Raw genomic sequence first — 13,123 nt, forward strand, 5'->3', positions numbered from 1 at the left:
ACTATACCCAAACAACTTGACCATCAAGGAGGGCAAAGCGCAAGGCCGTGCGAAGAACTGAACTGCCTATCTCTTCCCTTTCATCCAGAGGATTTGCGAGTGTCTGATCTTACTTTATTACGTTATTACACACGCCTGACCGTGCTTGGTGTGGGTCAAGAGATTAAAGTGTCGTTAACACAGGTTGCAGAATGTTTATTCACCTCACCGCGTCATGCACGAAATCTGGTGGCTAAAATGCAGCAACAAGGTTGGCTCAAGTGGCAACCCAAAGTCGGACGTAACCAACGCTCGATACTGCGCCTGAACCTCGATTTAGACACAATCAAACAAACGCTCGCGAAAGAGCAAATTTTGGCTGGGAAATATGAAAAAGCCTTAACCATACTGGATAATGATGAGGTAGTGTTTGGGCGTTTGTTGCAAAGTACTTCCGGCGCATCTATTCGCGAAGGTCGCTTACACATTCAACTGACGTATAAACGACCATTTGAACGGCTAGTGCCCCATCAAATACAGCGTAGTAGTGAGCGATTTCTGCTCAGGCAAATCTATTGCTGCCTCATCCAGTGTGATGAACAAGGACGCTTTCATCCAGAATTAGCCCATCACTGGGAGTATAATGCACAACATTTTCAGTGGGTATTTTATCTTCGCCCCGGATTAGCGTTTCACGATGGCTCACCGATTGATGCTAATACGATCGTGAGTTTATTTGCCAAACTCTCTAGTTTGGAAGAGTACAAAAAAGAGCTCGCGCATTTGGTTGATGTAAGCGCACCACAACCACAAAAAGTAGTATTTTCTCTTAATCAATCTGATTTAGGATTTGCAGGGTTGCTCTCTGGCGTCAAATATTCAATTCAACCAGCCAGCCAAGTGAACAATGCATACTCCCCAATGGTGACAGGTTGTGGCCCATTTCAAGTTCAAGATCACTCACCTCACAAACTCATTTTAAGCGCATTTGACCAATTCTATGGCTGCCGAGCTTTAACGGATCACGTTACAATTTGGATTTTAAATGAAGACGAGTTGTACCCTCAAGGCATGCACATTAAGCAAAAAAATCAGCTACAAAACATCTCTTGCCACCACGATGTAGAGCTGAGTAACGTTGAAGAACTGGCGATCATCACCTCTAATCAATCATCAAGAGTGGAAGATGGCTGCATGTTTATTTTGTTCAATCAAGGTGCTCATTCACCTCTTAATGAAAATCAGAAACGCTACCTAGCTACCGAGATATCTGGAGAAAAACTAGAGCACTATTTAGCACAACAACCAGCTAAGTTTGACGCAGTCGTTGCCAGTAACCTACTGCCAGTATGGCAACCTGTGGTGCGACCACCAGCGCCCAAAGCAAGCCTGCCAAATCAAATCTCGATTGCCGTCTATGACTACACGGTACTGATTCATTGCGCCTTCGGTGTGAAACATATTTTAGAGGAGATGGGGCTGGCTGCTGCCGTCAACATTTACTCCTACCGAGAATTGAATTTTCTGGCCCAGCAAGGCAAATTGTACGAAACCATAGTTATCACCAATATTAATTTAGATGACAATCGGCATTTCAGTGCATTTAGCCACTTATTTGGCAACCCAATGTTGCACCATTGCATTGGCCCCGCAGAGAGCCAATGGCTGCTCAAAGCGTTAATCGACATTCGATCAACGACACCATTGACACACTACCTTATCGCGTTGGAACCGCTAGCATCGAGTTTGATCAACGAATACTGCCTCGTCCCTTTGTTCCACCATAAGCAAACATTACGTTTTCAGGGTGTGCTCAAAGACGTTGCACTGACCAACTGGGGATGGCCTGATATTAAAAATGTGTGGTCCATTGATTAGCGAATAAATAGCCTGCGTAATATTGCCAGCATCACTAAACGATAACGCAGCATCCACTGGCTACGTGGCAACCAACGCTTAGAAAACAATACGGTTTTGGCGTGTGAAAAGGTCTTAAAACCTTCAATCCCGTGATAGTGCCCAACCCCAGAATCGCCAATACCGCCAAAGGGGGCATCATCGGCGGCCACATGTAACAGAGTATCGTTCACAGCTAGGCCACCACTATGCGTTTGTGTACTAACCTGTTTGATCACCTCGTGATCATCACTCATTAAATATAAAGCTAACGGACGTGGGCGAGCGTTGATATAAGCTATCGCTTCATCCAAACTGTGATAACTCAATATCGGCAATATGGGGCCAAATATCTCATGTTGGGATAACAACATATCAACCTTCAAATTCGTCACTAAGCAAGGCAAAAATTGATACGTGCCCGCTTTTGCATCGCCTTCTACGGGATGCAATGTAGCCCCTTTTTGTTTAGCATCTTCTAAGTATTGCTGCAGCCTATCAAACTGGGTTTGATTAATAATATGTGACGTATCATAGCCATCTTTAGTGGAAAAATAGCGCTTAAAGCGTTGCAGATAGAGCTCCACAAAGGCTTGTTGTTTGCCTTCCGGCAGTAAAACATAATCAGGAGCAACACAGATCTGCCCTGCATTGATGGCTTTGCCAAGCATGATGTTATCAACGCTACGCGCAAGGTCAGCATCAGGTGCAATGATCACGGGGGATTTCCCGCCAAGCTCTAACGTTACTGGTGTTAGGTTTTTCGCAGCCGCTTGGGCAACCAATTTACCTACCGGTGTTGACCCCGTAAATAACAGATGATCAAAGGGTAACGCACTGAACTGTGCGGCAACGTCAGCCCCGCCTTCTACAGTATCAACCGCTTCATCGACCGTCGCAAAAATACGCATCAACACTTGGTTGGTGCAGGGCGTATGTTCACTCAATTTGACCATAGCGCGATTACCTGCTGCCAATGCGGTGACTAATGGAGCCATACTGAGCACGATAGGAAAATTCCAAGGTACAATCACCCCCACAAGACCCAAGGGTTGATAGTGAACGCTCACTGTCGACGGCAGTAATAGCCAACCTACATGACGCGATTGCGATTTTGTCCACGATTTGAGGTGTTTTAGCGTGTAATTAATGTGTGAAACGGCCGGTAGCAGATCGCAAACCGTACTATCAAAGCGACTTCGATAACCATAATCCCGATTTAAGGCCTCAACGAGCGCGGTCTGTTCACTGAGTAACGCGGTTTTTAAGCGCTGCAACCAAATACGTCTTTGCTCAAGGCTAGGATACGGCTCTGCTATTGTCTGCTGTTTTAATCTAGTAAAAAGTGTCGTAACGTCTTTAGTTAAGGACTGTTGCTGTTCTGTTTCTTGCACCGTATTTCACCTCATTCGCAGCTAAGGCAGCGTCTTGGAAATGAGCTCAGGATTAATGCCAAAGCTGGCTTTATGTTCTTCAATCACAAATTCACTGCGCGTTTGAATCACTCCCGGCAATGTACCCAACTTGCCAGACATAAAACTTTGGTAGGCTTTCATATCTTTCACTCTCACTTTGATCATGGTGTCAAAATCACCGGACAATGAATAACATGCTTCAATTTCTGGGATGTCCGCCACTGCTTGTGAAAAGCGCTCAAAAATAGAGAAACTGGTTTGATCCAATCGAATATGAATGAACACTTGTACATCCAGACCTAACTTTTCTGGGCACAGTTCTGCATGGTAGCCTTTGATGTACCCTTCCTTTTCTAAGCGTTTGACACGATCAGAACAAGGAGATGTGGTTAAATTCACCAACTTTGCCAGCTCAACAACGGGAAGCCGTCCTTTACTGTGCAAAATACGTAAAATCTGTTGGTCGATGCGGTCTAGGCTCATGGTTTTGCACGGCGCTCTAAAAAAAGTGATATGGCATACAATAATGGCTTACAGCGTTAAACCAACCTATCATCACAAGGCATTGTGATATAAATCACATAGAATAGGGGAACGTTAGAATAAAAAGACTGAGGAGAAAAAAGGAAAAGAAAGTGAGCAAGCACCCACTTTCTTGGTTGTAATCTATTTATCGCCTCTTTACTTTGAGTACGTTGAGATGATTACAGTTTGAAACGAGAAATTTCTTTATCTAACTCATTCGCTAAACGGTGCATTTCATGAGCTTGTTGCACTGCATTTTGCGCATCACTGGCGAGTTGGTCGCTGACTTCACGTACCGATTCGGTGTTGCCATTAATATCCGCTGTCACCAAAGATTGCTCTTCTGCTGCTGATGCAATTTGTGTCGCCATATCACTGATCATCTGAATGGCTTCGCTGATTGCGTGTAAGCTTTCTCCTGTGTGGTTCACATCTTGCACACTTGTTTCGACCAGTTTATGGCTTTCCGTCATGACAGAAACAGCATTGGTCGTTACCTTTTGCAAACCGGAAATTTTAGACTGGATCTCCTCGGTAGAGGCATGAGTGCGCTGAGAAAGCACTCGGACTTCATCAGCTACAACGGCAAAGCCACGACCTTGCTCTCCGGCGCGCGCCGCTTCAATCGCCGCATTCAAGGCCAACAAATTTGTCTGCTCTGCAATCGAGCGAATGGTCGACAGAATGGTTGAAATCTCATTAGCGTGCACTTCTAATTCACCAATGATGCCCACAGCACTGCTAAGCTCTTGTGCTAACTGATTGATTGACTGTTTGCTTTGCTGCATCTGGCGATAGCCTTGTGCACCAAGCTCAACCGATTCATTGGCATTTTTAGCGGTATTATCAGCATTGCCCGCGATTTCAGCGGTCGCAGACGCCATTTCAGTTACCGCAGTTGCAACCATAGTAATTTCATCTTGTTGAGTACGAATCCGTTCACTACGTTGACTGGCTGAGCTCGCGGCCTGTGTCGCTCCTTGGTTAAGGGAAACGGAAACATCACGCACGCTTTGCACCATGACATGGATGCGATCGACAAATTTATTGAACTTATCCGCTAAGATACCGACTTCATCATCGCTGCGAACGGCTAAACGACGGGTTAAATCGCCATCACCTTCGGCGATATCTGACAAAGCTTGAGCAATATTACTCAACTCATTCAACTGACGAGCGACGAACCATGAGGTCGCTAATGCCAAGATCACTAAAATCATCAAGCCAATCAAGCTCTGTTTCAATAGCATGTCATTGAGTGGCTGTTCAAGAACCGTTTTGTCCATCACCATAACCAACAGCCAGTCAGTATGTTCAATACTTTGCGCCATCAATACTTTGGCCTGACCATCAATATCAACAAAGAGTGGTAATTGAGAATTTGCCGCCTCTGATATGCTTTGAATGGTCAGTTGTGAGGCCATTTCTTGGGTAGGTTTTAAAATAAGCTCTTGATTGGGATGGGCAACAATTAGCCCCTTGGTATTCACCAAAATAGCATTGCCCTTCCCGGGAACCTCAATAGCTAAGACGTCCTTGATCAATTTACCTAAAGCTAAATTGGAAGCGGCGACGCCAATCAGTTGGCCATTTTGACGGACAGGTTCTGCCAATGTCACCACTAAGGTTTGCATGGTAACGCTGACGTAGGGGGCGGTTGTGATCGGTTTACCCGCGACTTTGGCTTCTTTATACCAACCACGCTCACGAGGATCATAACCATTTTGGTTACGCGATCCGTCATTGCGGATCATATCGCCCTGTTCATTACCGTAATAACTCAACCCAAACTCACCAGACTCCAAGGTTTGGCGTAGGTGAGGAACAATGTCTAATTGTGGATTACGCTCGATTTCGTTTTTTAATCCTAGCAGCGTTTTTTGTTTACCATTAAACCAGTCACCAATCCCTTTTGCATGAGCCTGTAATGTATTACGCGCTTCACTCTCAATCGCTCTCCAGCTGTCGGTTTTAAAGGTTTGATAGCCAACCATAACCAATGCAGCGGCTGTCAATGTAATAGCAGCAACCACAGAGAACACCATTTTTCTCTTTAAACTCAATTGCATTGCAATGCTCCTTGAAGCTTGTTCACCAAAGTAATGGGCTTGAGAGTATTACAACTATGGATTATTACTTTGCCTAAGTTCCCAATACTTGACACTCGTGCAATAGAACGGCACGTGAATGTGCACTAAATCAAACTTAGTCAGCCGAATAAAAGCAAAATTATCTTTTGAGCGAGAGGCGCACTACGCCAAAAACCTTAGCGCAGTGCTGGAAGTATTTAGAGAACGCGGACGCGTGAGAAGTCAGTGTGGCTTAATGTTGATGGGTGATTACATACTCGGCAAAAACCTTGCTTTTCCATTTTGTAATGAGGTTCACCTTGTATAATGAGCGCAAAAAACTTTTGAACACCTTGCCACGTTGAACAAGGTTCTGACTGACAGCGCTTCATCACGACTTTATGTGGTGTCTCTTTACGACAGCAGGTGCAATAAGCTTTTGACATGGTCCAATAATCCCTACAATTTGCATCATTATTGATAATTGACACATTTTGCGCCTACAGGTTCATTTTTCTCAAACTTTAGTGTGTGTTTCGTGAGCTATCTTCAAAAAACGTCCATCCCAATCTCCTTATTTTCTGCTAAGCACTACACAATCTAACCTGTACAAAAAAGCCCCTCAGAAAGGGGCTAGTTATTGAACAACGGTATGAATGTCAATCTAGTTCAACCAGCTGCTTTTTAAAGGTCACGTGCTGTGCTCTCACGCTCTCTTCGGGTTCAGCTGTCGCTAAGCTCACCACAACGATCGCAAGTACAGAGAAAATGATCCCAGGAACAATTTCATACACATCAAACCAACCGCCAGACAGTTGTTTCCAAACCACAATTGTCACGCCACCAACAATAATGCCGGCTAGTGCACCATTGCGGTTCATTCGAGACCAATAAAGGCTCAATACCACTGCAGGGCCAAATGCAGCGCCAAAACCCGCCCATGCATACGAAACTAAGCCGAGCACGGAACTATCTGGTGTCATGGCCAGCACTAACGCAACGATAGAAATTAGAATCACAGCAAAGCGGCCAACACGAACTATCTCCTCCGACGTTGCATCTTGCTTGATGACTTGCTTGTAAAAATCTTCCGCTAACGCAGAGGAAGAAACTAATAATTGCGAGTCAGCGGTACTCATAATTGCCGCAAGAATAGCTGCAAGCAAAATACCTGCAATAACTGGATGGAAAATCGCATTCACTAGCAGCATGAAGATTTTTTCACCATCTGCCAGCTCCAGCGAACCTGTGTTCGTCACATAAACAAGCCCAACTAAGCCAACCAACAAGGCTCCCGCCATGGATAAACCGGTCCAAATTACCGCAATACGACGTGCAGTAGTGAGATCTTTATTTGAGCGAGACGCTTTAAAGCGCGCCAAAATATGGGGTTGACCAAAATAACCAAGCCCCCATGCCATTAATGAGATAATGGCAACACCCGTTAACGGCTCACCTTTCACATCATGCCACAGCGTTAGTAGCTCTGGGTTTATTGCGGATAGATCTTGACTCAGTTGACCCAAACCACCGTTGATTGCCGCGATGGGCACAATCATTAATGCCGCTGCCATCAATAGGCCTTGCACTAAGTCAGTCCAAGAAACGGCTAAAAATCCACCAAACAGTGTATAAGACACCACACAAATGGTGCCAATAATAACTGCGGTTGAATAATCTAAACCAAATACCGTTTCAAATAATTTACCGCCAGCCACAAGGCCAGAACTGGTATAAAAGAGGAAGAACAGCAAAATAAAGAAGGCTGAAATGGTTTGAATCAGTTTAGATTTATCATTAAAACGGCGTGATAAAAATTCAGGTAATGTTAATGAATCTGTCGTGATGCTATAAGTGCGCAAGCGCTTAGCATTCACTAACCAGTTAGCCCATGTGCCCAATAATAATCCACCCGCTAGCCAGAAAGCCTCAATACCAGCGGCGTACGCGTAACCAGGTAAACCGAGCAATAACCAACCGCTCATATCAGATGCACCCGCCGATAAAGCCGCAGGCCAAGGGCCAAGTGATCGCCCTCCTAAGAAATAATCTGCGGAGTTCTTCGTTCGAAGGTATGCAACCACACCAATAGCCAGCATCAAAATAAGATACAGGATAAAGGTGGTTGTAATAGCAAAGCTATTTTCCATTGTGTTTGTCCTCTTTAAAAGATCGCCTTCCATGTCCTCTTCCGAAGAAGAGGATAAAACAGAAAGGATTAATGGGTTTCGCTACCAAGCTCAAGCAAGGTCGCATTACCACCCACTGCTGTTATATTTATTGTGCGAGTACGCTCGGTAATAAAGCGCAACGATAAGTGAGGATCATGAGCCACGGGGATCGCGCTCAAGTCCGTTTCAGAAACTAGGCTGACAATCGCACCATTACGATCAGCTAGCTGGCGGTTGAGGCTACGCTCAACCGAAGTGTTCCCAACGTAACCTACACTTCGAACGTCCGACGCCATCAACGGATGATAAGCATCAAAAGACGTAAACTGAATGAGATTAGTAGGGAGTGTTGACTGCTCAAATGCCGCTTGCAGTGTTCGAATCAACATCGCATCGTCACTACATAAGACGACGCTATTGCCTGCCACAAGAGCGGCACAAAGCTGAGCTGCCACCGCCTGTTGCGCTTTATCACTGTGTTCACCTTGGATGATCACAGCCACGCCCCGACCTGCGGTGTATAGCTCATTGGTTTCTCCAGTAGGACCGATCAATTGATGCGAATGCGCCAACAGCGCCGATGCCTGATGAAGATGGTAAGAAATCACTGTTGCCAGTTGTGGCATAGCGCTTTCTAGTAGATTTTTAAATGAAAGTAAGCACTCACATTTAGAATCAAAATCGGTGATATTCCAATTTTCCCATGCTGAAAAAGCGTCAGAAAAACGTGTTACTTGATGAACCATGCTAATTCTCCTGAGCCTTTATTACTGAGAAAATTCAGTTTGAGTAAAACGGTATAAGTAATGTGGGCCACCTGCCTTTGGTCCGGTACCAGAAAGCCCCTGCCCACCAAATGGTTGCACGCCCACCACCGCACCCACTTGATCACGGTTGATGTAACAGTTACCTACTCGGGCGTGTTTTTCTATCCAACGATACGTCGTTTCATTGCGGCTATGGATCCCCATGGTTAAACCAAAACCAGTTTGATTAATTTGCTGCACTACATCGGCCAGCTCACGCGCTTTAAAGCGCACGATATGCAAGATCGGCCCAAATTGTTCTTCGGTTAAGCAGTGAATATCTGAGATTTCAAAAGCCGCTGGCGGTACAAAATCGCCGTGTTGGCACTCCGAACCGAGTTCTAATTGCGCAACTTTGGTCTGTGTCTTGGTCATCTGTTCAATGTGAGAGAGCAACTTTTGTTTGGCTTTTTCATCAATAACAGGGCCGACATCTGTACTGTGGAGGTAAGGAAGACCAATCTTGAGCTCATTCATCGCACCATGAATCAAGCTGATGATGCGATCGGCAATATCCTGTTGAACAAATAGCACTCGTAATGCAGAGCAGCGCTGCCCGGCCGAAGCAAAGGCAGAACGAATCACATCTCTCACCACTTGCTCGGGTAAAGCCGTACTATCAACGATCATCGCGTTTTGCCCACCCGTCTCTGCAATCAACGGCACTGGCGCGGCGTCACGTTGAGCGAGAGCTTGATTGATACGTTGCGCGGTCGCCGTTGATCCAGTGAACGCGACACCTGCAATGGCAGGGTGAGAAGTCAGCGCACTGCCAATTTCTGCACCACGTCCAGGTAACAATTGGATAACGCCGGCAGGAAAGCCAGCTTCCAACATCAGTTCCACGGCACGCGAAGCAATCAAACTGGTTTGTTCTGCGGGTTTGGCAACGACCGTATTACCCGCAACTAACGCTGCCGTGATTTGCCCAAGAAAAATCGCAAGAGGGAAGTTCCATGGGCTAATGCACACGAAAACACCGCGACCTTCACGGCTCACTTTACGCTTTTCATTATCAAAACTCGTCACTTCAAAGGGTGTTAACGCGGAAACTTGTTTGGCGTAATAACGACAAAAATCTACCGCTTCGCGAACTTCATCAATGCTATCGTGAATGGTTTTCCCTGCTTCGTGATGACAAATGGCGACCAGTTCAGCCAAGTTCTCTTCGAGTAAATCAGCAAGTTTATCAAGTTTGCCCGCGCGAACGCTGTGCTCTTCTTGCTTCCAAGCAGCAAAGGATTGCTCCGCTATTGAGATAGCTTCGGAAACATGATCAAGGTTGGCAAATACCACTTGTCCAACATGCTTCCTACGGTCATACGGCGCAGTCACAACTTCCGGCGATGCCCCTGCCTTGATCATGCTTTCGAGCAGAGCAACACCATTGATGATAGGAGAAGCATGCCACTGTTTACTGAGCCAACATTCTACTTTCGCTTCAAAAGGCGTTGCCTCACTTTCAATATCAATATTGACACCATAGGAATTAACGCGCTCGGCAAAGATGTGCGGTGGTAAAGGGATTTTGGTATTTGGTAAAGAATCAAACGAGAGCAACATATCGACAGGATGTTGCGTTAACGTATCAATAGGACAACGAGCATCAACTAAACGATGCACAAACGAACTGTTCGCACCATTTTCAAGCAATCTACGAACTAAATAAGGCAGTAAGTCTTTATGACTACCTACTGGAGCATAAATTCGCACCGATTGTTGATAGGCTTTCATTGCATGATGATAAAGAGCATCACCCATGCCATGCAGACGCTGGAACTCAAAATCTTTGTGTTGTGACATCACCGCAATCGCGGTCACGGTTTGTGCATTATGGCTGGCAAATTGAGGGAAAATATGATCACGAACGCCCTCGCTTAAAAGAAAACGAGCGCAAGCCAAATAGGCTACATCAGTAGCTTCTTTACGTGTGTATACCGGATAGTTGCTGTAGCCACTTTGCTGAGACCACTTCACTTCGCTATCCCAATACGCCCCTTTGACTAAACGCAGTGGGATCACATCACCTTGCTGTTTCGCCAACCCATTAAGCCAAACTAAAACGGGTAAAGCGCGCTTAGAGTAAGCTTGTACAACTAAACCAAATTTCCCCCACCCTTTCACGGGCTCACTGCGATATATCTTTTCAAATAGCTTTAATGACAGCTCTAAACGGTCTGCTTCTTCTGCATCAATAGTGATCGCCACATCCAGCTCGATAGCACGGGCTAAAAGCTGTAGCAGTGTGCTATAAAGCTCGCTCAGCACGCGCTCTTGATTAGCCATTTCATAACGCGGATGCAATGCAGAAAGCTTGATTGATACGGACGGTGCCGGGCTGGTTGATAAGCCATATTTCTCGCGGCCAACCGCCTCAATCGCCATCAAATAATCTTTGAAATATTTATTGGCATCGGCCGTGGTTAACGCTGCTTCACCGAGCATGTCAAATGAATAGGTATAGCCTTTATCACGCATAGGACGGCCATTTTTTTGTGCTTCTTCAATGGTTCGGCCTAGCACAAATTGGTGGCCCATCACCTTCATCGCTTGGTGCATCGCCTTACGAATCACTGGCTCAGAAAGCTTATTCACTAGACGATTAACCGCCTGCGTTGGACTAGTCGTATCCACATCAGCAAGGCCAATCACTTTACCAGTCAGCATCAACCCCCACGTGGACGCATTGACAAAGACAGAGTCAGAATTTTTCAGATGAGATTTCCAATCCGCAACGCTGAGGCGATCTTTAATAAAAGCATCCGCGGTTTCCGCATCGGGAATGCGCATCAGAGCTTCAGCCAAACACATCAACAAAATACCTTCTTGCGTATCTAAACTGTACTCAAGTAATAAGGCATCGATCATTTGCACCGCTTTTTTGTCGGCTCGGATCGCTTCGATTAACTGGGTTGTTTTATTTAATATCGCCGATTTTTCTGATTCTGTAGCTGTTGCCAGCGGTAATAACTGCTTCAGCCATTGAGATTCGTCCACCATATAAAGTGGAGAGATCAGCGACCACAGCTTATCAAGCGGTTGCTCGATAAACTCTGCATTCAACACATCTGTTGCTGTAAACATGCGTTTTCCTCAATCTCACTCCCGAAAAAGGTCGGGTTTCCTGCAATGGCTGGCAGTGTATTTTGAGCGCGAGAAGAATACTTGTCAAAAACTCCGAGTTTTTTGCCAAAAACTCTGGCTATTAACAAAATAAAAACACAATCACATCAATTGACATCATGCACAAAGCAGAAAATAGCAACATTGTTTCCAAAATTTAACCAAAGGTGCACGTGTTGCCGATAGTTCAAGGCAAGCAATATAAAAATGATGTGGGAATTACAAACAAAAAAGAGGCAGGGATATAAAGAATTAGCGACGACACAATTTTCGGTATTGCGATGGAGAAACACCTTGCAAGCGAGTAAATGAATGAGTGAAGGTACTTTGTCCAGAAAAGCCCGTTAATTCCGCAATTTGACCAAAACTCAAACAACCTTGCTCAATCAAATCTTTTGCCATATCAATTCGTTTACCTAACAAATATTGATGAGGCGTGATCCCCATTTGCTCTTTGAACAACATATGAAATTGGCTTTCACCTAAATAAACGCGGCCCGCTAATTGAGCGACTGAAATTTTACGACCAAGATGCAAATCGATATAACGATCAATCGCTTCAAGATCAAAACGAGACTCTTTGCGATGCGTTTCAAATACAGAAATATGGCGTTGCAGTAATGCCATAACGGTGTCATTGCAGGCACGGCTCAACAGTAAATCATCAGGACTCGATTGCATCTCTTTAACTAGCAATTGGATCAGCTTTTGGATTTGCCCATCCAGCTGAAAGTAAATATCCGCATTCGACAACTCATTCATTTTTTGTAGAAGCAAAGGGTCATCTCCACAGGAGATTGGAAGGTTAAGCACTAAGATATCCGACTGCCCAACGACACCACCAAACGCATGGCCAGTTCCAGAGGTAACGACACAACCTTGCCCCGGCCCCACCAAATTGCCTACACCTTGTACTTCAAACTCAGCTTGGCCTTTTAATCCGATAACGACTTGGGTATAACTATGATCATGACACTCCATGTACGAGGGTAATGTCACTAACTCTGCCGGCCTAGGCGACAAAACTTTGTCATTTTGTTGATAGTTAGATAGCTTAGCCGAAGGAAAGTCACTCATATTGCTGCATCATGGTTGAGGTTAGAAGCTGATGTTATAACAAAACTATCAGGAGCGAAAAC

Annotated in this window: 9 protein-coding genes; 1 reads left to right on the forward strand and 8 read right to left on the reverse strand. The window is 45.2% G+C overall.

Annotated elements, in window-relative coordinates:
- Positions 1-1,857, forward strand: a 1,857-nt coding sequence (locus AACQ21_RS16320; protein WP_258174244.1) for an SgrR family transcriptional regulator, incomplete at its 5' end; no start/stop codon positions are given.
- On the opposite strand, the gene AACQ21_RS16325 is transcribed toward AACQ21_RS16320, so the two are convergent.
- The 8 genes from AACQ21_RS16325 to AACQ21_RS16360 all read right to left on the reverse strand — a co-directional run bounded on the left by AACQ21_RS16325 (position 1,854) and on the right by AACQ21_RS16360 (position 13,061).
- Positions 1,854-3,269 (reverse strand): coniferyl aldehyde dehydrogenase, encoded by a 1,416-nt coding sequence (locus AACQ21_RS16325; protein ID WP_105977643.1) that lies wholly within the window; start codon positions 3,267-3,269, stop codon positions 1,854-1,856. The two genes, AACQ21_RS16320 and AACQ21_RS16325, sit on opposite strands and share 4 nt — an antisense overlap.
- Positions 3,270-3,290: 21 nt before the next feature.
- A complete protein-coding gene (locus AACQ21_RS16330; protein ID WP_010317305.1) occupies positions 3,291-3,773 on the reverse strand; it encodes an Lrp/AsnC family transcriptional regulator in 483 nt (160 codons plus the stop codon).
- Positions 3,774-3,994: 221 nt separating this feature from the next.
- A complete protein-coding gene (locus AACQ21_RS16335) occupies positions 3,995-5,884 on the reverse strand; it encodes a methyl-accepting chemotaxis protein (protein ID WP_013868194.1) in 1,890 nt (629 codons plus the stop codon).
- Positions 5,885-6,102: 218 nt separating this feature from the next.
- Positions 6,103-6,330, reverse strand: a complete 228-nt coding sequence (locus AACQ21_RS16340; protein ID WP_013868195.1) for a hypothetical protein — start codon at positions 6,328-6,330, stop codon at positions 6,103-6,105.
- 213 nt (positions 6,331-6,543) lie between these two features.
- Positions 6,544-8,034 carry a sodium/proline symporter PutP gene (gene putP, locus AACQ21_RS16345; protein WP_017044927.1) on the reverse strand — a complete coding sequence of 497 codons (1,491 nt, stop codon included), beginning with the start codon at positions 8,032-8,034 and terminating at the stop codon, positions 6,544-6,546.
- A gap of 68 nt (positions 8,035-8,102) precedes the next feature.
- Positions 8,103-8,801 carry a 1-pyrroline-5-carboxylate dehydrogenase gene (locus tag AACQ21_RS16350; protein ID WP_017042347.1) on the reverse strand — a complete coding sequence of 233 codons (699 nt, stop codon included), beginning with the start codon at positions 8,799-8,801 and terminating at the stop codon, positions 8,103-8,105.
- A gap of 21 nt (positions 8,802-8,822) precedes the next feature.
- Positions 8,823-11,945, reverse strand: coding sequence for a bifunctional proline dehydrogenase/L-glutamate gamma-semialdehyde dehydrogenase PutA (gene putA, locus AACQ21_RS16355; protein ID WP_105977644.1), 3,123 nt, complete (start codon positions 11,943-11,945; stop codon positions 8,823-8,825).
- A 291-nt stretch (positions 11,946-12,236) separates the two neighbouring features.
- Positions 12,237-13,061: an AraC family transcriptional regulator gene (locus AACQ21_RS16360; RefSeq protein ID WP_105977645.1), complete on the reverse strand. Its 825-nt coding sequence runs from the start codon at positions 13,059-13,061 to the stop codon at positions 12,237-12,239.
- Positions 13,062-13,123 lie beyond the last annotated feature (62 nt).

This window comes from Vibrio sp. V01_P9A10T6 (assembly GCF_963877065.1).
Taxonomy (GTDB): Bacteria; Pseudomonadota; Gammaproteobacteria; order Enterobacterales; family Vibrionaceae; genus Vibrio; species Vibrio anguillarum.

Excerpts from the sequence above, each read along its gene's own strand:
- AACQ21_RS16360 (WP_105977645.1), bottom strand. The coding sequence starts at position 13,061 with ATGAGTGACTTTCCTTCGGCTAAGCTATCTAACTATCAACAAAATGAC.
- putA (WP_105977644.1), bottom strand. The coding sequence starts at position 11,945 with ATGTTTACAGCAACAGATGTGTTGAATGCAGAGTTTATCGAGCAACCG.
- AACQ21_RS16340 (WP_013868195.1), bottom strand. The coding sequence starts at position 6,330 with ATGTCAAAAGCTTATTGCACCTGCTGTCGTAAAGAGACACCACATAAA.
- putP (WP_017044927.1), bottom strand. The coding sequence starts at position 8,034 with ATGGAAAATAGCTTTGCTATTACAACCACCTTTATCCTGTATCTTATT.
- AACQ21_RS16335 (WP_013868194.1), bottom strand. The coding sequence starts at position 5,884 with ATGCAATTGAGTTTAAAGAGAAAAATGGTGTTCTCTGTGGTTGCTGCT.
- AACQ21_RS16330 (WP_010317305.1), bottom strand. The coding sequence starts at position 3,773 with ATGAGCCTAGACCGCATCGACCAACAGATTTTACGTATTTTGCACAGT.
- AACQ21_RS16350 (WP_017042347.1), bottom strand. The coding sequence starts at position 8,801 with ATGGTTCATCAAGTAACACGTTTTTCTGACGCTTTTTCAGCATGGGAA.